This window comes from Caulobacter vibrioides (assembly GCF_002858865.1).
GTDB lineage: Bacteria > Pseudomonadota > Alphaproteobacteria > Caulobacterales > Caulobacteraceae > Caulobacter > Caulobacter vibrioides.
In genome coordinates this window covers 389043-413387 of sequence record NZ_PJRR01000019.1, presented here as the reverse complement: position 1 = coordinate 413387, position 24345 = coordinate 389043, and the positions used below count along the sequence as shown (strand labels likewise).

The 24345-nt window shown below is 66.7% G+C and carries 27 protein-coding genes and 1 pseudogene; 19 read left to right on the top strand and 9 right to left on the bottom strand.

Going from position 1 to position 24345, the window contains the following annotated elements; translation table 11 throughout:
- Nucleotide 1 precedes the first annotated feature (1 nt).
- Both CVUC_RS16240 and xth read right to left on the bottom strand, forming a co-directional pair.
- On the bottom strand, nt 2-922 hold the full coding sequence (locus CVUC_RS16240) for a hypothetical protein (RefSeq protein WP_024265755.1): 921 nt from the start codon (nt 920-922) through the stop codon (nt 2-4).
- 48 nt (nt 923-970) lie between these two features.
- The gene (gene xth / locus CVUC_RS16235; RefSeq protein ID WP_096033445.1) at nt 971-1759 is read right to left on the bottom strand and encodes an exodeoxyribonuclease III; all 789 of its coding nucleotides are present in this window, start codon (nt 1757-1759) and stop codon (nt 971-973) included.
- Between xth and CVUC_RS16230 the strand changes: the two genes are divergently transcribed.
- Nucleotides 1759-2133, top strand: coding sequence for a hypothetical protein (locus CVUC_RS16230; RefSeq protein WP_010919876.1), 375 nt, complete (start codon nt 1759-1761; stop codon nt 2131-2133). The genes xth and CVUC_RS16230 overlap by 1 nt on opposite strands.
- 4 nt (nt 2134-2137) lie before the next feature.
- On the opposite strand, the gene erpA is transcribed toward CVUC_RS16230, so the two are convergent.
- The gene (gene erpA, locus CVUC_RS16225; protein ID WP_096033444.1) at nt 2138-2470 is read right to left on the bottom strand and encodes an iron-sulfur cluster insertion protein ErpA; all 333 of its coding nucleotides are present in this window, start codon (nt 2468-2470) and stop codon (nt 2138-2140) included.
- A gap of 88 nt (nt 2471-2558) precedes the next feature.
- On the opposite strand from erpA, the gene CVUC_RS16220 reads away from it, so the two are divergent.
- The 8 genes from CVUC_RS16220 to tatC all read left to right on the top strand — a co-directional run bounded on the left by CVUC_RS16220 (nt 2559) and on the right by tatC (nt 9174).
- Nucleotides 2559-3743, top strand: a complete 1185-nt coding sequence (locus CVUC_RS16220) for a deoxyguanosinetriphosphate triphosphohydrolase (protein ID WP_096033443.1) — start codon at nt 2559-2561, stop codon at nt 3741-3743.
- 169 nt (nt 3744-3912) lie between these two features.
- On the top strand, nt 3913-4713 hold the full coding sequence (gene ftsN, locus CVUC_RS16215) for a cell division protein FtsN (protein ID WP_010919873.1): 801 nt from the start codon (nt 3913-3915) through the stop codon (nt 4711-4713).
- The gene (nagZ, locus tag CVUC_RS16210; RefSeq protein WP_164512732.1) at nt 4710-5747 is read left to right on the top strand and encodes a beta-N-acetylhexosaminidase; all 1038 of its coding nucleotides are present in this window, start codon (nt 4710-4712) and stop codon (nt 5745-5747) included. The genes ftsN and nagZ overlap by 4 nt, the downstream gene beginning before the upstream one ends.
- On the top strand, nt 5744-6568 hold the full coding sequence (locus tag CVUC_RS16205) for a segregation and condensation protein A (protein ID WP_096033441.1): 825 nt from the start codon (nt 5744-5746) through the stop codon (nt 6566-6568). The genes nagZ and CVUC_RS16205 overlap by 4 nt, the downstream gene beginning before the upstream one ends.
- Nucleotides 6565-7230 carry an SMC-Scp complex subunit ScpB gene (gene scpB, locus CVUC_RS16200; RefSeq protein ID WP_096033440.1) on the top strand — a complete coding sequence of 222 codons (666 nt, stop codon included), beginning with the start codon at nt 6565-6567 and terminating at the stop codon, nt 7228-7230. The genes CVUC_RS16205 and scpB overlap by 4 nt, the downstream gene beginning before the upstream one ends.
- A gap of 133 nt (nt 7231-7363) precedes the next feature.
- Nucleotides 7364-7588 carry a twin-arginine translocase TatA/TatE family subunit gene (locus tag CVUC_RS16195; RefSeq protein WP_010919869.1) on the top strand — a complete coding sequence of 75 codons (225 nt, stop codon included), beginning with the start codon at nt 7364-7366 and terminating at the stop codon, nt 7586-7588.
- Nucleotides 7589-7672: 84 nt separating this feature from the next.
- Complete coding sequence (gene tatB, locus CVUC_RS16190) at nt 7673-8275, top strand: Sec-independent protein translocase protein TatB (RefSeq protein WP_096033439.1); 603 nt, start codon at nt 7673-7675, stop codon at nt 8273-8275.
- Entirely contained in the window at nt 8272-9174 is a 903-nt protein-coding gene (gene tatC / locus CVUC_RS16185; protein WP_096033438.1) for a twin-arginine translocase subunit TatC, read from the top strand. Before tatB ends, tatC begins: the two co-directional genes overlap by 4 nt.
- A 42-nt stretch (nt 9175-9216) precedes the next feature.
- Here tatC and CVUC_RS20535 read toward each other — a convergent pair.
- Together CVUC_RS20535 and CVUC_RS19940 are read right to left on the bottom strand one after the other, a co-directional pair.
- Nucleotides 9217-9303 (bottom strand): annotated as a pseudogene (locus tag CVUC_RS20535) (hypothetical protein); the annotation flags it as partial.
- Nucleotides 9304-9389: 86 nt separating this feature from the next.
- Nucleotides 9390-9857: a hypothetical protein gene (locus tag CVUC_RS19940; RefSeq protein WP_024265754.1), complete on the bottom strand. Its 468-nt coding sequence runs from the start codon at nt 9855-9857 to the stop codon at nt 9390-9392.
- A 366-nt stretch (nt 9858-10223) separates the two neighbouring features.
- On the opposite strand from CVUC_RS19940, the gene serS reads away from it, so the two are divergent.
- From serS to dipM, 4 genes are all read left to right on the top strand, one after another.
- On the top strand, nt 10224-11651 hold the full coding sequence (gene serS, locus CVUC_RS16175; protein ID WP_096033437.1) for a serine--tRNA ligase: 1428 nt from the start codon (nt 10224-10226) through the stop codon (nt 11649-11651).
- Nucleotides 11648-12439 carry a 5'/3'-nucleotidase SurE gene (gene surE, locus CVUC_RS16170; protein WP_010919864.1) on the top strand — a complete coding sequence of 264 codons (792 nt, stop codon included), beginning with the start codon at nt 11648-11650 and terminating at the stop codon, nt 12437-12439. The genes serS and surE overlap by 4 nt, the downstream gene beginning before the upstream one ends.
- Entirely contained in the window at nt 12436-13104 is a 669-nt protein-coding gene (locus CVUC_RS16165; protein ID WP_010919863.1) for a protein-L-isoaspartate(D-aspartate) O-methyltransferase, read from the top strand. The genes surE and CVUC_RS16165 overlap by 4 nt, the downstream gene beginning before the upstream one ends.
- Nucleotides 13105-13196: 92 nt before the next feature.
- On the top strand, nt 13197-15026 hold the full coding sequence (gene dipM / locus CVUC_RS16160) for a cell division endopeptidase DipM (RefSeq protein WP_096033436.1): 1830 nt from the start codon (nt 13197-13199) through the stop codon (nt 15024-15026).
- A 43-nt stretch (nt 15027-15069) separates the two neighbouring features.
- On the opposite strand, the gene CVUC_RS16155 is transcribed toward dipM, so the two are convergent.
- The 3 genes from CVUC_RS16155 to CVUC_RS16145 all read right to left on the bottom strand — a co-directional run bounded on the left by CVUC_RS16155 (nt 15070) and on the right by CVUC_RS16145 (nt 17060).
- Nucleotides 15070-15540, bottom strand: a complete 471-nt coding sequence (locus CVUC_RS16155) for a GNAT family N-acetyltransferase (protein WP_096033435.1) — start codon at nt 15538-15540, stop codon at nt 15070-15072.
- Nucleotides 15541-15545: 5 nt separating this feature from the next.
- Nucleotides 15546-16145, bottom strand: coding sequence for a helix-turn-helix domain-containing protein (locus CVUC_RS16150; RefSeq protein WP_096033434.1), 600 nt, complete (start codon nt 16143-16145; stop codon nt 15546-15548).
- A 75-nt stretch (nt 16146-16220) separates the two neighbouring features.
- Entirely contained in the window at nt 16221-17060 is an 840-nt protein-coding gene (locus CVUC_RS16145) for an ATP-binding protein (RefSeq protein WP_012640385.1), read from the bottom strand.
- Nucleotides 17061-17179: 119 nt separating this feature from the next.
- Here CVUC_RS16145 and yajC point away from each other — a divergent pair, with 119 nt between their 5' ends.
- The 6 genes from yajC (at nt 17180) to CVUC_RS16115 (ending at nt 22058) form a co-directional block, all read left to right on the top strand.
- Nucleotides 17180-17491 carry a preprotein translocase subunit YajC gene (gene yajC, locus CVUC_RS16140; protein ID WP_010919858.1) on the top strand — a complete coding sequence of 104 codons (312 nt, stop codon included), beginning with the start codon at nt 17180-17182 and terminating at the stop codon, nt 17489-17491.
- Nucleotides 17492-17648: 157 nt separating this feature from the next.
- Nucleotides 17649-19244, top strand: a complete 1596-nt coding sequence (gene secD, locus CVUC_RS20530; protein WP_096033433.1) for a protein translocase subunit SecD — start codon at nt 17649-17651, stop codon at nt 19242-19244.
- Complete coding sequence (gene secF, locus CVUC_RS20525) at nt 19245-20210, top strand: protein translocase subunit SecF (RefSeq protein WP_164512731.1); 966 nt, start codon at nt 19245-19247, stop codon at nt 20208-20210. It abuts the gene before it with no gap.
- Nucleotides 20210-20563, top strand: a complete 354-nt coding sequence (locus CVUC_RS16125) for an Mth938-like domain-containing protein (protein ID WP_096033431.1) — start codon at nt 20210-20212, stop codon at nt 20561-20563. The genes secF and CVUC_RS16125 overlap by 1 nt, the downstream gene beginning before the upstream one ends.
- A gap of 95 nt (nt 20564-20658) precedes the next feature.
- Nucleotides 20659-21273, top strand: coding sequence for a urate hydroxylase PuuD (locus tag CVUC_RS16120; RefSeq protein ID WP_010919854.1), 615 nt, complete (start codon nt 20659-20661; stop codon nt 21271-21273).
- 71 nt (nt 21274-21344) lie between these two features.
- A complete protein-coding gene (locus CVUC_RS16115; protein ID WP_096033430.1) occupies nt 21345-22058 on the top strand; it encodes a squalene/phytoene synthase family protein in 714 nt (237 codons plus the stop codon).
- 134 nt (nt 22059-22192) lie between these two features.
- Here the strand turns inward: CVUC_RS16115 and CVUC_RS16110 are convergent, their stop codons facing one another.
- On the bottom strand, nt 22193-24286 hold the full coding sequence (locus CVUC_RS16110) for an alpha/beta hydrolase family protein (protein ID WP_096033429.1): 2094 nt from the start codon (nt 24284-24286) through the stop codon (nt 22193-22195).
- Nucleotides 24287-24345 lie beyond the last annotated feature (59 nt).

Below are 24345 nucleotides of genomic sequence, written 5' to 3'. Positions count from 1 at the left end.
GTCAGTCCTCGTCGAGATCGAACGGCAACTCGTCCTGATCGCTGTGGGTTTCCCGCCGCGCTTTCGAGACTGGCTGATAGGTCGGCTGCGGGTGGCTGACGGGGGGACTGACAGGCGACGCAGACTCATCATCGTCCCAGGGCGGGTCCTCGAACATGTCGGGTTCCCGCTCGATGGGCGGCGGCGCAGGGCGGGATCCAGGCCGCGAGGTCAGTGGTCGCCGCGCGTCGTCGAACGATGAGCGCCGCGCCAATGGCGGCGGCGTATCCGGCAGGGGCGGCGGCGGCGGATGGAGATCGTCGTCCTCCGCTTCCGGCTCGATCGGCGCGATGGGGGCAGCGGGACGCGGCGGCGGCGCGACCACTGTCTCGGCCACCTCTCGGACGGGGCGCGGTGGAAGCGGACGGCGTACGATCGCCTCGCAGCGGGCCAGCCAGCGATTGGCCTCCTGCATCAGCTCGGCGGGCGATTTGCTTTCACGGCGCGTCTCGTCGCCCGGCGCCCAGAGGTCCAGGGTGAAGTCAGGATTGCGCGGATCATCGAAGATCAGGCGCAGGGCGACGGTCTGGGCCTGGGGCGCGACATGGTCGATCGCTCGCCGACCTTCGCCTCGGAACACGCGTCCCATCACCTGACCGTCGACGAGCAGCTCAGCGCCGACCAGTTCGTCGAGGCGATAGATCAGGCACCAGGCGCCGCGATCCCAGGCCACCGCCAGCAGGTTGGTGGAAAAGGAAAAGCCGGCGCCCCGGCCACGGCCCCGCGCGACCACGACGCCTTCCGGCTCGCTCTTGAGAACGTTGCGGAGGGCGCGGCGAATGCGCCGGTCCTCATCGCCGTACCAGATGGCCAGGCTGCCCAGGAACGTCACCGCCGAGCCGGCGATGGCCACGAACAGCAAAAGACGCGCGAGTTCGCTCATAGTGGGCACAGGCTAGAGGGAGTCCCGATTCCGGGACAGGGGCAGCCCCTAGATACGGAAACGACCGACCACCGGCACGTGGTCCGAGGGCTTTTCCTTGTCGCGTTCGTCGCGGTGGATGACGAGGCCCGTCAAACGGTCGGCCGCCTGCGGCGACAGCAGCAGGTGGTCGATGCGGATGCCGAGGTTCCGCTGCCAGGCGCCGGCCTGATAGTCCCAGAAGGTGTAGCCGCCCGGCGCGCCGTCGGCCTGCATATAGGCGTCGGCGAAGCCCAGGTTCTTCAAGGCGCGGAAGGCTGCGCGGCTCTCCGGCTGAAACAGGGCGTCGCCCAGCCAGGCCTGCGGGTTGGCGACGTCCTCGACCTCCGGAATGACGTTGTAGTCGCCGGCGATCACCAGCGGTTCCTCGAACGCCAAGAGGCCTTGGGCGTGGGCGTGCAAGCGGCGCATCCAGGAAAGCTTGTAGGCGAACTTCTCAGTCCCGATCGGATTGCCGTTCGGCAAATAGATGCCCACGACGCGGAACGGCGTCGGCGCGGCGATCACCGCCTCGACATAGCGCGCCTGCTCGTCGACCTCGTCCTCGGACAGGAAGGGCAGCCCCTTGCGGACATCCTCGATCGGATGCTTCGAGAGCAGCGCCACGCCATTGTAGGTCTTCTGGCCGTGAACCGCGACGTTATAGCCAAGCCGTTCAAAGGCTTCGGTCGGGAACTTTTCGTCGACGCACTTGATCTCCTGCAGCACGGCCACGTCGGGAGCTTCCGATTCGAACCACGCCAATACCCCTTCCAGGCGAGCATTGATCGAATTGACGTTCCAGGTGGCGATACGCATTGACGGCTCCAAGGTGCGGCGGGAGGCTAGGGCGCATGAAGGCCGCGCTCAAGTCGGGGAAAAAGTCTGTCGACCGCACGCAGCTGGCGTTGATGACGCTGGCGACGTGCGTATGCGGCGTGCTGGCCGTGCTGGGCGCTGTCCTGGCGATTTTCACGCCTCTGGTCTTTGACCGCGCCGGCAACGCCCTCAATCCGATCGCCTGGCTCGGCTTCGCTTTCGCCGCCCTGTTCTGGGTGGTCTGCTTGCTGGGCCCGCTGGCGGGCTGGATCCTTTGGCGCAAGGGCGCGTCGCCGCTGGCGTGGGCCGCCATGATCACGCCGCTGGCCTGGGGCGCGGCGACGGTCACGCTTCTGCAGTTCGTGCCGGTCTGACGGTTCAGATCGAGAAGCTGACGCCGCAGCCGCAGCTGGACTTGGCGTTTGGGTTGCGAATCCGGAACTCCGCCCCGGCCAGCTCGTCGACGAAGTCGATCTCCGAGCCCTTCAGAAGCGCCAGGGACACCACGTCCACCAGGGCCGCGGCGCCGTCACGCTCGACCTTGAGGTCATCGTCCTCAACGCTTTCGACCAGGTCGAAGCGGTACTGAAAGCCCGAGCAGCCCCCACCATCCACCGCGACGCGGAGCATAAGGGCGCGCCCTTCGGCCTCGCCGATGGCCTTGATCCGGCGTGCTGCGTTTTCGGAAAGCGTTAAGTCGATCTGGGTCATGGCTGTGGAAAAGTTACCTTCGGCCTATATGAGGGTGTCGCGGCCTCTTCGGAAGGGGCCAAATCGTCCAATGCGATAAAGGCGGTCTATGTCTCAGGCTCCGTACTTCGTTCCCCGCGCGCCCTACGCCGAAGATCCCTCCAAATCGAAGGGACGTCGGTTCAAGGAGGACGAGAGCCGCACGCGTACGCCGTTCGCGCGCGATCGCGACCGCATCATCCATACCTCGGCCTTCCGCCGCCTGAAGGAGAAGACCCAGGTCTTCGTCGCTCATGAAGGCGACAACTTCCGCACCCGCCTGACCCATACGCTGGAGGTGGCGCAGGTGGCCCGCTCACTGGCGACGGCCCTGGGCCTGGACGCCGACCTCGCCGAGACCATCGCTCTGGCCCATGATCTGGGCCATCCGCCGTTCGGTCACGCCGGCGAGGACGAGCTTGAGATCCAGATGCGCGAGTACGGCGGCTTTGATCACAACGTCCAGACCTTCCGGGTCGTGACCGAGCTGGAGCACCGCTATCCCGACTTCGTCGGCCTGAACCTGACCTGGGAAACGCTCGAGGGCGTGATCAAGCACAACGGGCCGGTGACCAACAAGCTGGGCAAGCCCTCCTGGAAGGCGATCTCCAAGTACGACAACGAGTACGAGCTTGGCCTGGGGACCTGGGCGTCGGCCGAGGCCCAGGTTGCGGCCCTGGCCGATGACATCGCCTACAACAACCATGACGTCGACGACGGCGTGACGGCGGGTCTCTTCACGCTGGATGACCTGATGGACGTGCCGCTGATCGGCCCCATCCTCGCGGCCGTGAAGAGCGAACGACCGGATCTCGACGCGCGTCTCACGCACCTGGAGGCCGTGCGCCGCATGATCGGGGCCATGGTCGACGACGTGATGGGGGAAACGCTGCACCGCGCCGCCGCCAGCGGCGTCCAGTCGGCCGATGACGTCCGTGCGCTGGACCATGCCCTGGTGGCCTTCTCGTCGGACATGGCCGAGGATCTGGCGAGGCTTCGGGGCTTCCTCTACGAGCGGATGTACCGCCACTGGCGCGTCAATCGCACCCGCAGCCAGGCTCGCCGTATTCTGGGCGAAATGTTCTCGCTTTTCTTGCGCGAGCCGGAGGTGCTGCCCACCGTCTGGTTCGCCAAGTCGCAGAACCGCGACGAAGCCGGCCGAGCCCGTGTGGTCTGCGACTATATCGCGGGCATGACCGATCGCTTCGCGATAGAAGAGCATCGCAAACTGTTCCATCTCGACGTCTGGAACTGATCCCTTCGGGATTGAGACCCGGACCGGGGAGGCGAGCAGTGTATCGTCCGCCACCGGAGCGGGGCGGACGCTTCTGAGACGGCCCGGCCTTGGGTAACCTAGGGTCGCGCGCGTCTGATTCGATGCGTCGTTCCGTGCGCCGCGCGCCGAGTTTTGGAGCCTAGCTGAGATGTCCGATCCGCACCGCGGGGCCTATACGCCGCCTACCGACGCGCCGTTGTCGTTCGATGCGCGTCAGCCCGTGCGGGGCGCGCGCCCGCTGCCCATGACCCTGATCATCAGCGCGGTGGTGCTGGTGACCCTCGTGGTGGCCGTTGTCATGATCTATCGCGATGGCGTGCGCGGTCCCAACGACGCGCCCCAGGCGGTGGGAACCGAAGTCGCTCAGATGAAGACGCCGCCGGCTGAGAGCAGCCAGCCGAAGGATCCGGCCTCGGGTCTCCAGATTTATCATAACGAGGAGCCGCAGCCGTCGGCGACCTTCGCCGCGCCGCCGGAGACGCCGCTGGCGCGTCCGGTCGCGCCGACCGCCACGACGCCCGTCGAAACGGCCAGCCTGCCGGCGGCCAAGCCCGCCGCGCCGGCGCCGACGATCGAGTCGCTGGCCACCGCCGCGGCGGCCCAGAAGCCCGCGCCTAAGCCGGTGCAGGTGGCGCAGGCCGCGCCCAAGCCCGTAGCGGCGGCGCCCGCGACGACCGCTACCGCGCCCAAGCCGGCGGCGGTGTCCACCGGCCCGGCTTCCGTGCAGATCGGCGCCTTGTCGTCGCCGGCCCTGGCCGACAAGGCCTGGGCCGAGGCTGTTCGCCTGGCGCCGGGCCTCGCGGCCGGCAAGGGCAAGAAGGTCGAGACGGTCGACAAGAACGGCACGACGCTCTACCGCACCTCGGTCACCGGCTTTGCGACCCGTGAGGCCGCCAAGGCCTTCTGCGAGGCGATCGCCGCCTCCGGCAAATCCTGCTTCGTAAAGTGAGCCTTCTGATGGGCGCGCCCTCCGCCGCTATTCTCGGCTGCGCCGGGACGACCCTGACGGCCGAAGAGGCCGCCTTCTTCAAGGACGTGAAGCCCTGGGGCTTCATCCTGTTCAAGCGCAACATCGCCGACCCCAACCAGGTGCGCGCCCTGACCGCCGCCCTGCGCGAGACGGTGGGCCGAGCGGATGCGCCGATCCTGATCGACCAGGAGGGGGGGCGTGTCGCGCGCCTTCAGCCGCCGCATTGGCGCACCTATCCGCCTGGCCGCGCCTATGGCGAGCTGGTCGCCAACGATCCGCTGGTCGCGCGCGAGATCACGCGCTTGGGCGCTCGTCTGATCGCCCATGACCTGCACGCGCTGGGGATCAATGTCGACTGCGTGCCGGTGCTGGATGTTCCCGATCCGAAGGGCCACGAGATCATCGGCGACCGCGCCTATGGCGACACGCCCGAGCAGGTCGCGACCCTGGGCCGTGCGGCGGCGGAGGGTCTGCTGGCCGGCGGCGTGCTGCCGATCATCAAGCATATCCCGGGCCACGGTCGCGCCATGGCCGACAGCCATCTGGAACTGCCGGTGGTGAACGCCAAGCTGGCCGAGCTGGACGCCCGCGACTTCGCGCCGTTCCGGGTGCTGTCTGACATGCCGATGGCGATGACCGCCCACGTCGTCTACACGGCGATCGACCGCAAGAACCCGGCCACGACCTCGAAGAAGGCGATCAAGAGGATCATCCGCGAGTCAATCGGCTTCGACGGACTTCTGATGAGCGATGACCTGTCGATGAAGGCGCTGTCGGGCGACTTCAAGCAGCGGGCCAAGGACAGCTTGAGCGCCGGTTGCGACGTTGTCCTGCACTGCAACGGCGACATGGCCGAGATGAAGGCCGTGATGTCCGGCGTCGGGCGGATGGGCAAGGAAGCCCGTCGCCGCGCGCAGGCGGTCATGGGGCGCCTAGTCAAGGTTCCCGAACCGTTCGACGTTGCCGAGGCCCGGGCCCGGTTCGACGCGGCCTTCGATGGAAAGTACGCTTGAGCACGGGCTTTCAGCCCACCTTTGACTTCGAGGCCGCCAACGAGGCGGCCGAGGACGGCGCAGCGCTCGTCATCGAGATCGACGGCTATGAAGGGCCGCTTCATGTGCTGCTGGCCCTGGCGCGCAGCCAGAAGGTCGACCTGCTGCAGCTGTCGATCACGCGCCTGGCCGAGCAGTACCTGGCCTTCGTGCAGCAGGCCCGCCGCGTGCGGTTCGCCCTGGCCGCGGACTATCTGGTCATGGCCGCCTGGCTGGCCTACCTGAAATCGCGCCTGCTGCTGCCCAAGCCCGAGCGCGCCAAGGCCGAGGAGCCGCCGGCCGAGGAAATGGCGGCGCAGCTCGCATTCCGGCTGGCCAAGCTGGACGTGATGCGCAAGGCGGTCGAGGCCCTGAAGGAGCGTCCGATCCTCAAGCGCGACGTCTTTACGCGCGGCGACCCTGACGCGGTCAAGATCGTCTCGTCGACGAGGCTTGAGGGCGACCTCTATGGCCTGATGAGCGCCTACATCACCCAGCGCAAACGCGAGCACAGTCGCCACTACGCCCCGCGTCCGCCCACCGCCTATCCGCTGGAAGACGCCCGCGACCGCCTGCGGGGACTGCTGCCCAAGATGGAGGACTGGACGGTCCTCACTTCGGTGGCGCCGATCGATCGGGTGCTGGAGGAGGACGATGGTCCGTCACCGGCGTCGTACCTGGCCTCGACCCTGTCGGCTTCGCTGGAGCTGGTGAAGGAAGGCGTGCTGGAGGCGCGCCAACTGGAGGCCTTCCAGGACATCTACTTGCGGACCCGCGCGGAGCCGCTGGAAATCGTCGAATGACCGAGCTGGATCCTCTCTTCGTCGAGCGCTGCATCGAGGCCCTGCTGTTCGCCGCAGCTGAGCCGCTGAGCGATGTCGACCTGGCCAAGCGTCTTCCTGAAGGGGCGGATATCGCCGCCGGGATCGACGCCCTGCGCGCGCGCTATGAGGGCCGTGGCGTCGAACTGGCCTGTGTCGCGGGGCGCTGGCGCTTCCAGACGGCCGCCGACCTGTCGTTCCTGATGACCGAGGAGCGGGAGGAGCCGCGCCGTCTGTCCAAGGCCGCTCAGGAGACGTTGGCCATCGTCGCCTATCACCAGCCCGTCACGCGGGCCGAGATCGAGGCCGTGCGCGGCGTGCAGGCCAGCCGGGGCACCATCGACGTCCTCTTGGAACTGGGCCTGATCCGCATGCGGGGGCGTCGGCGCACGCCCGGGCGGCCGGTGACCTTCGGCACGACCGACGCCTTCCTGGAGCACTACGGTCTGGCGACCTTGGCCGATCTGCCGGGAATCGCCGAGATGAAGGCGGCCGGCCTTCTGGAAATGAACCTGCCGCCGGGCTTCACCGTGCCGGACCCGCTGGGTCTGAGGGCCGGGGAGGAGGAAGATCCCCTCGATTTCGACGACGGCGAAACGCCCGAATTCGCGCAGGATTTCCTGGGCGAGCCCGAAAAAGCCTAACGCGCAGGGCGCCGACGCCGCCAAGATCCGGTCACGCTTGGCTCTCCGCCATGCGAGCGCCTATATTGAGACAGAGATTGTAACGACGCGGCTCACGGTCTAAAGCGCCGCTGTCGCAAGGAGCACCGACGCTATGGGTAGCATGAGTTGGATTCACTGGGTGATCGTCCTCGGGATCGTCGCCCTGCTGTTTGGTGGTCGCGGCAAGCTCTCGAGCATCATGGGCGACGCCGCCAAGGGCATTAAGGCGTTCAAGGACGGGCTGAAGGACGAGTCCAGCAGCGAAGTCGCCGACAACAAGGCCAAGAGCGCTCTCCCGCGCACTGAGGCCGAGGCCGAAGAGCTTCGCAAGTCGTAAGATTAAGCGCGCGGGGCGCCTGACCTCGCGCGATGGTCCAACCTCGCGGGGAGCCCCTGGGCTCCTCCGCTCTAAGGCGCGTCCATGCTTCCTGATATCGGCGGCACAGAACTTCTCATCATCGCCGCCGTCGCCCTGATCGTGGTGGGTCCCAAGGACCTCCCCGCTCTGTTGCGTAAGGTCGGCCAGTTTGTCGGTCGTATGCGGGGCATGGCGTCGGAGTTCCGCGCCAGCTTCGACGAGATGGCGCGCCAGTCCGAGCTGGACGAACTGCGCCGGGAGGTCCAGGCCATGCGCTCGGGCCAGTTCACCAATCCGGTGCAGGACGCCGCGGACGCCGCGCGCGACGTGCAGGTCGACCAGGTGTTCGCCGACATCGACGCCTCGCTGTCCAGCGGCGCCATGCAGGCCCATCCCTATGCGGCCGGCGAGACGCACAATTCGATCCTGCCCACGGCCGAGCCGTCGGCCGAGATCGTCGAGGCCAAGCCCAAGCGCGCGCCGCGCAAGAAGGCCCTCGCCGAGCCCGTCGCGGCGGAACCCGTCTTGGTCGAGCCGGTCAAGGCTCCGCGCAAGCGAGCCAGCCAGAAACAAGAGATCACCGTGGAAGCGCCCAAGGCTGTCCGCGCGCCGCGCAAGCGCGCCAGCAAAGCCGGTGACTCCACCGCTTCGGACATCGTCTCGTGAGTAACGCCATCGGACACGATCCCGACGAGGAGATCGAGGCTTCGCGCGCGCCGCTGCTGGATCACCTGATCGAGCTGCGTATGCGGCTGATCATCTGCGTCGTGGCCATCGCCTTGGCTTTCGGCGTCTGCTTCGCCTTCGTGAAGCCGATCTTCCTGTTCCTGGTTCGCCCGTTCACCGTGGCGGAGGGGCTGAAGGCCATGCAGGACGCCGGCGGAGAGCACGGGGCGTTCGACCTTCTGCTGGCGCTGGTCGGCGTCAAGAAGGTCGCCACCGGCGCCTTGGCCAACATCACCCTGCAGGCCACCGCGCCGCTGGAACAGTTCTTCACCAACATCAAGCTGGCGGCGTTCGGGGGCATCATCCTGGCCTTCCCGGTCATCGCCTGGCAGCTGTACCGGTTCGTGGCGCCGGGTCTCTACAAGAAGGAGCGCAACGCGTTCCTGCCGTTCCTGATCGCCTCGCCGGTGCTGTTCCTGATGGGCGCTTCGCTGGTCTACTATGTGATGCTGCCCTTCGTTCTGTGGTTCTCGCTGAGCCAGCAGATGGTGGGCGACGGCGTGCAGGTGGTGTTGCAGACCCGCGTGTCGGAATACCTGACCCTGGTCACGACACTGCTGTTGGCGTTCGGTCTCAGCTTCCAGTTGCCCGTGGTGCTGTCGCTGGGGGGCTTGGCGGGCTTGGTCACCTCGCAGATGCTGCGCACGGGTCGTCGCTATGCGATCGTCGCCGTGTTCGTGGTCGCGGCCATCGTCACGCCGCCCGATCCGATCAGCCAGATCACCTTGGCGGTGCCGCTTTGCCTGCTCTACGAAATCTCGATCTGGTGCGTCTGGCTGATTGAGCGCCGTCGCAAGGAAGAAGACGAGAAGGCCGGTACGGACCTGGTCGTTTCGTAAGGCAGGGGCGGTCTTCGCCTTAAGCCTGGGTGCTGATGAGGATTTGTGCGAACCGAGGCCAGCAGTCGTCCTCACCCTGATCTTGTCGAAGGGCGAGGACGGCCGCCAAGACGCGTCCACCCTCAATGTGAATTCAGCCAAAGAAAAGGGCTCCGCGATCCTGTCGCGGAGCCCTTCTTTTCGCCCGGTGAGGAGCGAGGTGTTTTCAGGTGGTGTTAGGCCGCAGCGCCCACGCGGGCCTGCAGTTGGGCCTTGGCGGCGCGAACGGTGTCGGCGACGCACGACTGGTAGGTCGAGACGCTGAAGCGCGGCTGAGCCTTGCAGACCATCTGGGCGGCGTCGCGGATTTCAGCGTGGATCTGGTCGCGGCTCTTGCCCTTCAGCGAGATGCGGACGACCGAGACGGTCTCAGCCTGCAGAGCCTTGCCGGTGTCGCGAGCGCGGACGATCATGGACAGCTGGCGGTTGGCGCTGGCGATCGCGCCATCGACGCAGTCCTGGGTGGTGAACTTGCCGTTGACGGTGCAGACGGTGGTGGCGGCGTCCTTGATGGCGTTCTGGATCTCGACCGAAGTCTTGCCGGCGATCGAAACGCGGACTTCGTTAGTCTTGGCGCTGGCCGGGGCGGCGACGGCGGCGGCGATGGCGAGGGCGGCGAGAGCGGCGAACGTCTTCATGGTCATCCTTTGAATGATCGAGGGGGGCCGGGGAGGGCCGTTTTCGGGGAGGAGAAGCGCACTGAATTGAGCGAGGCTTTTCGGCGCTTAGAATTAAAGTCCCCTGAGGAAGCACGGCTAATTTGCGGTAACGCTTGGGGTGAATCTTCCAAGATCCCCGTTTTCCGAGGTTGCATAGGCTTTTTCGGGGTGCGTCATCCGGTCGCATGTGTCCAAAATATGGGTTTTTGCGCAATGAGGGTCCGCCGCCGAGGCCGGTCTTAGGGATCACGAAGCCGTTGGCGCGGTGCGCCATCGCCCGGAAAGCTTGGCGCCCCCGGCGACGCGCCTTAGAGAGGGCGTCTCTTACTGCCTCTTCCGAGCTAGCGTTCGATGCACGACATCAAGGCCATCCGCGAAAATCCTAAAGCCTATGACCGCCACTGGTCGGGCAAGGGCCGCTCGGGCGCGGCTGATGAGGCCGTGCGTCTCGACGCCGAACTGCGCGCGGCTCAGACCACGCTGCAGGAGGCCCAGGCCAAGCGGAACGAAAGCTCCAAGCTGATCGGCATGGCCAAGGCCAAGAAGGACGAGGCCGAAGCCGCGCGCCTGATGGCCGAGGTCGAGTCGCTCAAGGGCGTCATGGCCACCGCCGCCGAGGCCGAGAACCTCGCCGGCGGCCAGTTGAAGGACCTGCTGGCCAGCCTGCCCAATATTCCCGCCCCGGAGGTTCCGGCCGGGGAGGACGAGCATGGCAATCTCGAGCAGCGCCGCTGGGGCGATGCGACCAAGCTGCCGGCCGGTAAGCTGAACAAGCCCAAGGACCACGTTGACCTGGGCGCTGCCCTGGGCGGCATGGACTTCGAGGCGGCCGCCCGCATGAGCGGCGCACGCTTTGTGGTGCTGAAGAAAGACATCGCCCGCCTGGAGCGCGCCATCGGCCAGTTCATGCTGGACCTGCAGACGGTCGAGCACGGCTACACGGAGATCAGCCCGCCGCTGCTGGTGCGCGATGAGGCTATGTTTGGCACTGGGCAACTCCCCAAGTTTGAAAACGACCTCTTCTTTGCTTCGAGCATTATAGATCTAGGAGCGGACGAAGAGCTCCCGGACTCTGAAGGCCTTCTGGTGCGCTCGAAGCGCCTGCAGGCGGATGAGGAGAACAACCTCACTTTTGTTCATCGAGAAGATATCGCTGCGATCGAGCGTCGACGTTGGCTGATCCCCACCGCCGAAGTTTCGCTCACCAACATCGTTCGCGAGCAACTTATCGCCGAGGAAGAGCTGCCGATGCGCCTGACGGCGCTGACGCCCAGCTTCCGGGCCGAGGCCGGCTCGGCCGGGCGCGATACGCGCGGCATGATCCGCCAGCACCAGTTCTACAAGGTCGAGCTTGTCTCGATCACCTCGCCCGACCAGTCGGAAGCCGAGCACCAGCGCATGGTCGAGTGCGCCGAGACGGTGCTGAAGAAGCTGGAGCTGCCGTTCCGCACCATGCTGCTGTGCACCGGCGACATGGGCTTTGGCGCCAAGAAGACCTACGACCTCGAGGTCTGGCTGCCGTCGCAGGACATGTACCGCGAGATCAGCTCGTGCTCGAACTGCGGCGACTTCCAGGCGCGGCGCATGGACGCCCGCTATCGCAAGACCGGCGAAAAGGGCGGCCACTTCGTGCACACCCTGAACGGCTCGGGCCTGGCCGTCGGCCGCACGCTGGTGGCGGTGCTGGAGAACTATCAGGACGAGGGCGGTCGCATCCACATCCCGGCGGCGCTGCAGCCCTATATGGGCGGCGTGACGCACATCGGGGGGCAGGCGTGAGGATTCTCCTCACCAACGACGACGGCATCCATGCGCCGGGCCTGCAGGCCCTGGAGAAGATCGCCCGCGCCCTGAGCGACGATGTCTGGATCTGCGCGCCCGAGTACGAACAGTCGGGCGCCAGCCGCGCCCTGACCCTGGCCGACCCGATCCGCGTGCGAAAGCTCGACTCGCGCCGCTTCGCCGTCGAGGGTACGCCCACCGACTGCGTGATGATGGCGGTGCAGCACCTGATCGAGGGCGGCAGGCCGGACCTGGTGTTGTCGGGCGTCAATCGCGGCCAGAACATCGCCGAGGATGTGACCCTGTCGGGCACGGTGGCCGGCGCGATCGAGGGCATGGCGATGGGCATCCCGTCGATCGCCCTGTCGCAGTCGATGAACTATTTCCACGACGAGATCGTCGCCCACTGGGAGACGGCCGAGGCGTTCGCGCCGGGCATCATCCAGCGCCTGCTGGAAGTGGGCTGGCCCGCCGACGTGGTCATGAACGTCAACTTCCCGGCCCTGCCGCCGGAGAGCGTCAAGGCGGTCGAGGTGACCCGGCAGGGCTTCCGCGACGGCCATATGCGCCACATGGACAAGCGTACCGACCTGCGCGGCCGCGACTATTACTGGATGGGCTTCACCGCCAAGGCGTCCCAGCCTGCGGAAGGCACCGACTTGCGGGCCGTCTACGAGGGGCGGATTTCTGTCACGCCGCTGCACATCGACCTCACGCACAACGAAACCGTCCATACGCTGAAGGGCGTCTTGGGCGGCGCGCCGCCCCGGAAGGTGGGCGCATGAGCGGAGGGACGACGAAGGCCGCCGAGAACGCCAAGGCCGATCTGCCGCGCCTGATGAAGGCGTTGCGCGACCAGGGCGTCACCGATCCTCAGGTGCTCAAGGCCATCGAGACCACGCCGCGCGACCTGTTCACGCCCGACCTCTTCAAGGACCGCTCGTGGGAAGATTCGGCCCTGCCGATCGCCTGCGGCCAGACCATCAGCCAACCCTATATCGTCGGCCTGATGACTCAGGCCCTGACGGTCGAGCCGCGCTCGCGGGTGCTGGAGATCGGCACCGGCTCGGGCTACCAGACGACGATCCTCAGCAAGGTGTCGCGGCTGGTCTATACGATCGAGCGCTACCGCACCCTGATGAAGGAAGCCGAAGCGCGCTTCAACACGCTGGGTTTGACCAATGTCATCACCAAGTTCGGCGATGGCGGCGAAGGCTGGGCCGAACAGGCGCCGTTTGACCGCATTATGGTCACGGCTGCGGCGGAAGATGATCCAAAGCGGCTGCTCTCGCAGCTGAAGCCGAACGGCGTGCTGGTCGCGCCGGTCGGCAAGGGGCCCGTCCAGAGCCTTCGGCGCTACGCCGGAGACGGCAAGGGCGGCTTCCGGGTCGAGATTCTCTGCGACGTACGCTTCGTGCCCCTGCTGGCCGGCGTCGCCAAGGATCAGTGAGTTTCTGGGGACGCGTTGATCGCGTCTCAGGATGTTAAAGGTTGGTTTACCCTGGCGGAGCCCTTTGGAGCTCCGACGGGAAAGGAGACGCTATGAGGCAGTTGTGGACGCAAGCGGCGGTGATCGCTCTGACGGCTGGAACGCTCGGCGCCCCTGCGCACGCCAGCGGACAGTCGGGTCAGCGCTTCACGCCGAACTTCCCGATCACTCAGCCGGCCGCGCCGCCGCCGGGTGAGACGATCCAGGCTCAGCCGGGCGAGGCCGAGAGCCTGCCGCGTCCGACGCCGATCCCGGTCCAGTCGGCGCCGCCGATCGCGCAGGCTGAACTGCCGCCCCCGGCTCCGGTCTCCACCCCTGCGCCCGCGCCTCAGCCCGTTCTTCGCGCAACGCCGCCTCGGACCGTGGTGACCACGACCGTGACCGGTCCCGTGGTCGAAGTCGCGGGCAAGCCCCAGGTGCGGGTCGTGGAGTCGGGCGACGCGCTGGACGCCATCGCGCGCGGCATGGGCTCGACCCGGGCCGAGCTGGTCAAGCTGAACGATCTTGAACCGCCTTATCGCCTGAAGCTGGGTCAGAAGATCAAGGGCCCTGCGACGACCGCCAAAGCCTATGTCGTGCAGACCGGCGACACGATGTTCGCGATCGCCAAGCGCTTCAATGTGACGGCTGCGGCCCTCGCCGAAGAGAACGACCTGAAGTCGGGCGCGGCCATCAAGAAGGGCCAGAAGCTGCTTCTGCCCGACGGCTACAAGGACAAGGGCCCGATCAAGACCACCCAGGTGATTCCGGGAACGCCGGCCACGATGGTCGCCGAGGCCGAGCCGGCGCCGGCCACCACCCGTCCTGCGGCGCCCGCCGCGACGCCGTCGCGTCCCGTGCGCCAGCCGGTCTCCGAAGAGACGAGCGAGCCGGCCACCACCAGCACCACGACCTTGAGCGTGACCGGTTCGGTCGTGACCGTGGCGGGGCCGCGTCAGGTCCACACGGTCAAGTCTGGCGACACCCTGACGGCGATCGCCCGCAAGTTCGACATGAGCGTCAGCGAGCTGGCCGAGGCCAACAAGCTCGACACCGAAAAGCCGCTGAAGCTGGGCGCCAAGATCAAGGGCCCGGCGACGACGCAGAAGGCCTATTCCGTGCAGACGGGCGACACGCTGGGCGAGATCGCCAAGCGCTTCAATGTCAGCGTCAAGGCGCTGGCCGCCGAGAACAATCTGCGGGCCACGGCCTCGCTGAAGAAGGGCCAGAAGATCGCGCTGCCCGACGGTTTCCGCGACAAGGGGCCGATCAGGACCACGACGACCACCCGTCCGGTCACGCCGCCCGCCAACACCTATGCCCGCGTGGACAGCAGCGCCGCCGCAGCGTCTACGCCGTCCAGCCCGATCCCCTACACGCCCAGCGGCGCCGCCACGCGTCCGAGCGCGCCGGTCGCCGCTCAGCCGATCACGCCGCCGCCCAGCAGCGGCCGGACGATCATCGAGACCGCCGCCGCGCCGACCGAGGCCGAGATCATCGCCTCGGGCAAGGGCAAGTTCGCCTGGCCGCTGCGCGGCGACATCATCTCCAGCTTTGGCGTGAAGGGTACGGGCCAGCGCAACGACGGCCTCAATATCCGCGCGCCGCAAGGCACGCCGGTGTTGTCGTCGGCCGATGGCGAGATCGCCTATGCCGGCAACCAGGTCCCGACGTTCGGCAACCTCGTGCTGGTCAAGCACGCCGACGGCTGGGTGACGGCCTATGCGCACCTGTCCAGCACCAATGTGAAGATGCGCCAGCAGGTCAAGCAAGGCGAGCAGCTCGGCACGGTCGGGGCCACCGGTGGGGTCAACGAACCGCAGCTGCACTTCGAGATGCGCTACGCGCCGACGGTGAAGGACAAGGCCAAGCCGGTCGATCCGGCGCTGGTGCTGCCGCGCTGATCAGGATGGGCCCGCTTCGTTGGAGCGGGCCTTTTCTTTGCGCCTAGAGCGTGCGCGTCATGAACACGCTGTTGGGATCGGGCTTGTAGCCACCGAAGGGGTCGCAAGTCTGGAACCCGTTGCGGGCGTACATCGCGCGAGCGGGAACGAAGAAGTCGCCAGCCCCGGTCTCAAGGCTGAGACGCTGCAAGCCCAGGGCGCGCGCGTGCGTCGACAGATGATCCAGGACGGCTTGGCCGACGCCCCGGCCTCGATACGCTGCGGCGGTGTGCATGGACTTGATCTCGCCGTGGCCGTCGCCCAGCTGCTTGACCGCGCCGAACCCCGCCAGGGCGTCGCCGTCCCAGGCGGCGAAAAAGTCGAGATCAGCCTGACGCATGGCGTCCAGCGGCATCACGTGACAGCTCTCTTCCGGGCCGGTGGAGCGCATGGTTGCGAAGTGGTGGGCCAGCAGGGCGATGATGCGAGGATCCTCGAAATCGCCGGCGATGATGCGAAGCTGCGGCTTGGTCATGTCGTCTAGACCGTCGTGGTGTTGATGATGAGATAGCGGGCGAGCTCGGCGCCCGGATTGGCGATCCGCTTGGCGTCGACGCCGTGATGGCGCAGGCAGTCGCCGGGGCTCAGCCGATAGGTCTCGGCCTCGATGTCGAGATGGAGCTCGCCCGCGATCAGATAGAAGAACTGCTCGCGCCCGGCGGGGGCGTACCCTTCATGCTGGGGCCGGTCTAGTTCGTAGCGGACCTCCGCGCCGGGCGGCAGCTCCCCCAGCGCCAGCTCGGTGGCGTAGCCTTCGGTCGGCGGGGCGATCAGGGTGCGCAGGAAGCCGCTCTCCGGATCGCGCCAACGCGCGGCGTCCACGCCGCGCAGAAGCCGAGGCGCGCTGGTCTCCACCGCCGCCAGCAAGCGCGACATCGTCAGGCCGTAGGCGTTGCAGAGCCGTCCCAGGGCGTTGGCGGTGGGACTGGTCTCTCCGCGCTCGATCCGCGAGATCGTCGCCCGGCTGAGCCCCGTCAGAGCGGCCGCGGCGTCCAGCGACAGGTCGCGCTCCCGCCGCAGGGTCTCAAGCCGGGCGGCCAGGGCCAGGTCGGCGGCGGTGTCGGCGTCCGTGGGCGGCACATAGCTCTCCTCTGCAAATCTCACAGAAGAGAAATTTTCTCGAAATTGATCGGATTGCAAGGGGGCGGCCCGACCCTAGCTCGGCAGCCCGACACCAAGCTCTCCGGCGAGGTCCCGGACGAACTGCCAGGCCACGCGGCCTGACCGCCCGCCGCGCATCTGCGACCACTGTAGGGCGCGGCGATCGAGATCGGCGGCGTCCAGGCCAAACCGCGCGGCGTAGCTGCGGATCGCCTGCAGATAGGTCGCCTGGTCCATCGGCGGAAAGCCGATCCACAGGCCAAAGCGATCGGAGACGCTCATCTCCTCCTCGGCGTTTTCGGCGGCGGCGATGGCGCCTTGGCTTTCGACGTGATCGCGCGGCATCAGGTGACGACGGTTGGAGGTGGCGACGAACAGCACGTTTTCGGGCGGTCCTGAGACTCCGCCCTCCAGCGCCGACTTGAGCGCCTTGGCCGCCGCCGCGCCGTCCTCGAACGAGAGGTCGTCGCAAAGCACGACAAACCGCTCCGCGCGGGCGCGCAGCAGGTCGAACAGCGGGGGAAGGGCGGCCACCTCGTCGCGATCGACCTCGATCAGCGTGAGGTCGGGATAGGTGTCGGCCATGGCCATGAATGCGGCCTTGGTCACCGAACTCTTGCCCGTGCCGCGCACGCCCCACAGCAGGACGTGATTGCTGGGCAGGCCTTCGGCGAAGCGACGGAGATTCTCGACGAACCGCGCCTTCTGCCGGTCGATGCCGACCAGCAGATCCAGCGACAGCGGGTAGTCCGGCGCGGGAACGAAGGCGGCGGTCGCCGGTTCGTGCCGGAACAGGCGCGCAGTGCTGAAATCCGGGGCCGGCGGAGCGGCCGGAGCCAAGCGCTCCAGGGCGTCGGCGATGCGGGCGAGCAGGGGGGCGAGCGCTTCGGTCATGTGTGGCTCCATACCCTCACGCGCTCGCATTGCAAAAGATAAGGCGAACGCATAGCTTCCGCCGACTTGGCGCGACCCTATCTCTAGGCGGCGCGTATTCGGATTTTTTTGGAGAGACCATGCCCACCGGTTCCACCGCAGCGACCCTGATGAACATCCTGCCCATCATCCTGATGGTCGTGCTGTTCTACTTCATGCTGATCCGCCCGCAGCAGAAGCGTCAGAAAGAGCATCTGAACATGCTCAACAACCTGAAGCGCAACGACACCGTCGTGCTGTCCAGCGGCATGATCGGCAAGATCGTCCGCGTCGAAGACCGCGAAGTGGGCGTTGAGATCGCCACGGGCGTGACCGTCAAGGTCGTTAAGGGCATGATCGCCGAAGTCCGCACCAAGGGCGAACCGGCCGCCGCCAACGACGCCAAGAACTGATCTGACGTTCCAAGCGTAGTAGCCATCGGTTCGGATGCCTCTTTGAAGGGACTCCGGACGTGTTGATCTGGGTCCCCGGCGTCAGGCGGTCATCGTCTGGCGGCCCGGTCTCAGCGCAAATCCAGGCGTCACCCGGCGTCGCTCCGAGCTTTTATCCATGCTGACACTGTCTCGCTGGAAGATTGTCTTGGTCACCTTCTCGGTGATCTTCGGCATTCTCTTCACCTTGCCCAATCTCCTGCCGCAGAAGACGCTGGATAGCTTTCCGGACTGGTTGCCCAAGCAGAAGCTGAACCTCGGCCTCGACCTGCAGGGCGGCTCGTACCTGATGTACGAGGTCGACACTGACGCCCTGCGCAAGGAGCGCCTGAAGAACCTCGTCGAGGATGTCCGCACCGTTCTGCGGGGCGAGCAGATCACCTTCGGCGAACTGGCTGAAGTCAACGGCACGGTCCGGCTCCGCATCGCCGACGCAGCCAAGGTCGACGAGGCCGCCAACCTGCTGCGCCGCTCGGTCGGCTCGCCGTTCGCCGGCTCGATCAGCGGTCGCGACGTCAATGTGAACAAGCGTGACGATCAGCGCCTGGAGCTTTCCTTCATCCCGGAAGCTGCGGCTCAGGATGCGTCGATGGCTGTCGATCAGAGCATCGAAACCATTCGCCGCCGTATCGACAGCCTTGGCACCAAGGAGCCGAACATCACGCGCCAAGGCGCCGACCGGATCGTGATCCAGGCCGCCGGCGAGAGCGATCCCGAGCGTCTGAAGGCCGTGGTCGGCAAGACCGCCAAGCTGACGTTCCAGATGGTCGATGATTCCGTCACGCCGGAGGATATCGCGGCCGGCCGGATTCCGCCGGGCTCCGAGGCGCTGCCCGGCGATGATTTTCAGCCCGTCTATGTCGTGCGGAAGCGCGCGCTGGTTTCGGGTGACGAACTGGTCGATTCCCGTCAGAGCTTCGATGACCGAGGCGCTCCGGCCGTTTCGTTCAAGTTCAATGGCTCCGGCTCGCGCAAGTTCGGCGACGCCACGGCCCGCAATGTCGGCAAGCGGTTCGCGATCGTCCTGGACGGTCGCGTGATCTCGGCGCCGGTGATCAACGGCGCTATCCCCGGCGGTTCGGGCATCATCACGGGCTCGTTCACGGTCGAGAGCGCGGCCGACCTGGCCCTGCTGCTGCGTTCAGGCGCGCTGCCCGCGCCCCTGAAGGTCGAGCAGCAGAACACCGTCGGCGCCGAACTGGGCGCGGACGCCGTGCGCGCCGGCGCCATCTCCACCCTCGTGGCGTTCATCACCATCGTCACCTTCATGATCCTCAGCTACGGGCTCTTGTTCGGCGGGATTGCGGTCGTCGCGCTGATCATCAACTGCATGCTGATCGTGGCGGCGATGTCGCTGACCCAGGCGACCCTGACCCTGCCCGGTATCGCCGGTCTAATCCTGACCCTGGCCGTGGCCGTGGACGCCAACGTGCTGATCTATGAGCGGATGCGCGACGAGACCCGGGCCGGAAAGTCACCGATCCTGGCGGCGGATGCAGGCTTCTCGCGCGCCATGACCACCATCATCGACGCCAACGTCACCACCCTGGTGGCGGCGGCCATCATGTTCGCGTTCGGCGCGGGCCCTGTCCGGGGCTTTGCCTGGACCCTGTCGATCGGCGTGTTCACCTCGGTGTTCACCGCCGTGCTGGTCAGCCAGCTTCTCATCGGCTGGTGGTTCCGCGCCGCCCGCCCCAAGAAACTCCCGATCTGAGTGAGCACACCCATGGCCTGGCCCCTGATCAAGCTGCTCCCGCAGAAAACCAACCTCACCTTCGTCAAGTTCGCTCGCATCATGGCGACGATCAGCGCGGTCCTCGTGGTCGCTTCGCTGATCGGCGTGTTCAAGCCCGGACTGAATCTCGGCATCGACTTCAAGGGCGGCTCCGTTATGGAAGTCTCGACCGCCCCGCGCGCGGTCGATCTGGCCAAGGTTCGCAGCACGCTCGAAGCCCAGGGTCTGGGCGATGTGCAGGTGCAGGCCTTCGGCTCGCCTGATCGCGCCCTGGTGCGGTTCCAGACGCCGGCCGGCGGTGACCCCGGCGTCACCCTGACCAACGTCAAGACCGCCCTGAAGCAGTCGCTGGGCGATCCCGTCCAGTTCATCAACCCCTCGGCGGTTGGCCCGAAGGTCTCGGGCGAGCTGTTCCGCAGCGGGATCCTGGCGCTGGTGCTCGCTGTCGGCCTGATGTTTGTCTATATCTGGTTCCGCTTTGAGCCGCAGTTTGGCCTGGGTGCCGTCGCGGGCCTGCTGCACGACCTGATCCTGACCTTCGGCTTCATCGTGCTGTTCAAGATCGAGTTCAGCCTCAACACCGTGGCCGCCTTGCTGACGGTGATCGGCTATTCGATGAACGACACCGTCGTCGTCTTCGACCGCCTGCGCGAGAACCTGCGCAAGTACAAGAAGATGCCTTTGAAGGACGTGATCGACCTGTCGATCAACGAAATCGTCTCGCGCACCATCATCACCGGCGTCACGGCGATCATGGCCCTGACGGGTCTGGCGATCTTCGGCGGCGACGCCCTGTTCGGCTTCTCGGTCGTCATGATCTTCGGCATCGCGGTGGGCACCTATTCGTCGATCTATGTCGGCGCGCCGATCATCCTGCTGTGGGGCGTCAAGCGCGGCGAAGAGGAAGCCACGCCGATCAAGCTCGGCGAGGCCTCGCGTCCCTGATGCGCCAGCCGCCGTCCATCGACGCCTGGGGCGGCGGCGGCTTTCGGGTCGCCGGCGTCTGGCGGCCCGGCTCGCTGCTGATCCTCGACGACCAGCCGCGCGACTGGGCTGCGTCGGCGCTGTCTGACCTGACCCCGGACGCGTTCGCCGAGGTGTTCGCGGCGGGGGGCGCGGTCGAGTTCGTGCTTTTGGGCACGGGCCTGAACAACGCGCTGCCGCCGCGTCCGGTCCGTGACGCCCTGAAGGCGGCCGGTGTCGGCTTGGAGTTCATGAGCACTGAAGCGGCCGCGCGCACCTACAATGTTCTGGCCAGCGAAGGCCGTAGACTGGCGGCGGCGCTGATCGCCGTCTGAGCGGGGCTTCGTCGACCTTCGGTATCCCGACTTTGCCCGACTCCCAAATATCCCTATGGTCCCCTTAAGGAAAATGGGATCCGAGGGGGAAACCGATGACTGGACTGCTTTCGAACTTCCGCAACACGATCATCGTCAGCTTCGTACTGGCCCTGGTGATCGTGATTGGCTACGGCCACAGCCCGCACGGGCACGACGCCACCTACTTCCAGGCCATCTTCCGCTGGCTGCACGTGCTGTTCGGCATCCTTTGGATCGGCCTGCTGTACTACTTCAACTTCGTGCAGATCCGGGTGATGCCGCAGATCCCGGCCGAACTGAAACCGGCGGTCAGCAAGTACATCGCGCCCGAAGCGCTGTTCTGGTTCCGCTGGGCCGCTCTGGCGACCTGGGTGATGGGCGTGCTGCTGGCCTATAACCGCGGCTACCTCGTCGAGGCCTTCACCCTGGGCCTGGCGGGCGGCTATACGCCGGGCGTCGACATGGGCTTCACCTTCATCGGCACGGGCATGTGGCTGGCCACGGTGATGTTCTTCAACGTCTGGGTCTTCATCTGGCCGAACCAGAAGATCGCGCTCGGCATCGTCGAGGCCGATGCGGACGCCAAGGCCAAGGCCGCCAAGACCGCCATGCTGGTCTCGCGCACCAACACCCTGCTCAGCATCCCGATGCTGGCCACCATGGCGATGCACCAGACGCTGTTTGGCTAAACCCGGCTGGAAAATGCTGTAAGGGGAGGGCCCGTCGCGACTCGCGGCGGGCCTTCTTCGTTCTGGACCCCATGGCCGACACCGAGACCCTCGACGACCTCGTCCGCCGCGTCGATCCCGACCGCTGGCTGGCGACGCGCTTCATCGCCGATCCGGCCGCCCGCGCCGACGTGATCGCCCTCTATGGCCTGAACTACGAGCTGGCCCGCGTGGCCGGCGGCGTGTCGAACGCCCTGATGGGCGAGATCCGCCTGACTTGGTGGCGCGAGGCGATGGAAGAGATCGCCGCCGGCAAGCCGCCGCGCAAGCATCCCAATGTCGAGGCCCTGGCGGCCTCCGCCTTTGATCCAAACGCCTTGGCGGTGCTGGCCGAGGCCCGGTTCGTCGACCTTGATGAGGGACCGCTGAAGGACGAGGCGGCGGTGCTGGCCTATATCGACGGCACGGCCGGCGCGCTGGCGGTGCTCGCGGCGCGACGGCTCGACCCCGCCGCCGATCCGCACGCGGTCAAGGGCGCAGCGCGCGCCTGGGGGCTTTCGGGACTTTGGCGGCTGAAGTCGGCGGGCCGCTCGCGGCTGCCCGAAGACTGGACGCAAGCCGACGTGAAGCAGCGGGTCGAGGCCCAGTTGAAGGCCGCGCGGAGCGAGGTGAGGGGATTGCCCGTGGCGGCGTTCCCCGCCGTGGCCCCGGCGGCCCTGGCGCGCGCCTATGTGTCGGGCCGTGAGATGGGCGAGCTGGAGAAGAAGCTCCGCCTGACGTTGGCGGTGGCGACGGGGCGGTTGTAAGCGCCCCCTCCGTCACGCTGCGTTTCCGCAGCGCGCCACTTCCCCCGCGAGGCGGGAGAGGAGAAAAGCGCCATCCTCCCCCGTGAAACGGGGGAGGGGGACCGCGAAGCGGTGGAGGGGGCGCTAACCGGCGGTTATTTCCCCGGCCGCGTGTTCCCGGTCCACTGGTCCAGCCAGTCCAGCACTTCCTTGTGCCATTGCACCGAGTTCTGGGCCTTGAGCACCCAGTGGTTCTCGTTGGGGAAGTACAGGAGCTTGCTGGGCACCCCCCGCCGTTGCAGGGCGGTGAAGGTCGCAAGGCCTTGTTCGACCGGGATGCGATAATCGAGCTGACCCTGGACGACCAGTTGCGGCTTGACCCACTTGTCGACGTGAAGCGCGGGGTTGAATGTCTCATAGGTCGTGCCGGCCTGCCACGGCGTGCCGCCGTTTTCCCATTCCGTGAACCAGAGCTCCTCGGTCGAGTAACCCATGGCGCGGGTGTCGAAGACCCCGTCATGGTTCACCAGGCACTTCCACGGCTCGTTCCAGTTCCCGGCGATCCAGTTGACCATGTAGCCGCCATAGGACGCACCCAGCGCGCAGGCGCGGTCGCCGTCCAGGAAGCCGTACCTGGAGAGGACGAAGCTCCAGCCCTTCTGGAGATCCTCCAGCGGGCGATCGCCCCAGTGCCGGCTGATCGAGTCGGTGAAGGCCTGGCCGTAGCCGGTCGAGCCGTGGAAATCGATCATCACAACGGCGTAGCCGGCGTTGGCGTAGACCTGCGGGTTCCAGCGATAGCTCCAGGCGTTGCTGAACGAGCCCTGCGGGCCGCCATGGATAAGGAAGGCCACCGGGTACTTCTTGGCCGGGTCGAAGTTCGCCGGCTTGACGAGGAAGCCATGCACGGTCTCGTCGTTCCAGCCCTTGAAGCTGAACTGCTCGGGCTCGCCCCAGGCGACGTCCTTGAGCGCCTCGCTCGACACGCTGGCGACCTTCACCGCCGGACCCTTGGGCGGCAAAAAGAAGAGCTCCGAGGGGCTCTTCAGGGAGTCCGAGGCGTAGACGATGCCGTTAGGACCCACGTCAAAGGCGGTGACATGCCCCTCGCCCGTCAGGGCTGTGACCTTACCGGTCTTGACGTCGATGGCGAACAGCTTGCCATGACCCACATCCAGCGCGGTAGCATAGATCGTCTTGCCATCGGGGCTCCAGGCGACCGCATCGGCCGAGCGGTCCCACTGGGGCGCGAGTTCGCGGTCCTGCTTGGTCGCTCGGTCGCGGATCATGATCCGGAAGCGGTCCGCTTCGAAGCCCGGCCGGCTCATGGCCCGATATGCGGCGTACTTGCCGTCCGGCGAGGGCGTCGGGGCGGAGTCCCAGGCCTTGTTGGCTTCGGTGCGGTTGCTCAGCGGCTCCGATCCGTCGAACTTGGCGACCCAGAAGTCAAAGTTCGTACTCCAGGGTTCTTCCCTGCCGGCCCGCTTCGCCGCGAAGGCCACCCCGTCCTGTTCGGGCGTAATGACGAAGTCCTCGTCGCCGCCAAAGGGCTTGGTCGGGCTGTCGCCGTCAAAGCCCTTCATCAGAGCGACCGGTTTGCCTGCGGCGACGCCATCGACGTTCAGGCTGTAGGCGAAAAGGTGGTTTCGCGTCCCGTCTTTCCAGGTGTCCCAATGGCGCACGAACAGGCGGTCGTAGACCACGCCGGTCGCCTTGGTGGCGGTCTTGGCCGCAAGCCGGGCCTCGGTGCAGGCCAGGTCAGGGCAGTCGGGGAACACAGCCATGGCCACGACGATCGTCTTGCCGTTTGGGGCCACCTTGTAGGCTTGCACGTCGAACGGCGTGGCGGTGATTTGCGTCGCCGTCTCGCCCGTGACGTCCGTCTTGAACACCTGCTCGGTCCCGCCGGCCCGGCTGGACGTGAAGTAGATGGTCTTGCCATCGGCGCTCCAGCGGCCGCTGGCCGCGCCGCCGTCAGAGACCTTCAGGCGGCGCGGGGCCATCTTGGTCTTCAGATCCGCCACCCAAAGCGACATGGACGCCTTGTTGGCGGGATAGTCCATCGTCCGCACGCTGTAGAGAACATGGCGACCGTCAGGCGAGACGCGTGGATCGCTGAGCCGGTCGAGGCTGGCCATGTCCTTGGCGGTGAAGACGTCCGCCTTGGTCGGCGCCTGGGCGGCGGCCACGCCGGCCATAGCGGCGGTCAGGACGAGGGCGGAGGCGGCAAGGCGCAAGCTTTTGATCATGAAACCCGATTTCCTGGAAACGGTTATGCTCACTGGCAGCGGAGCCTAGACCCGCTTTG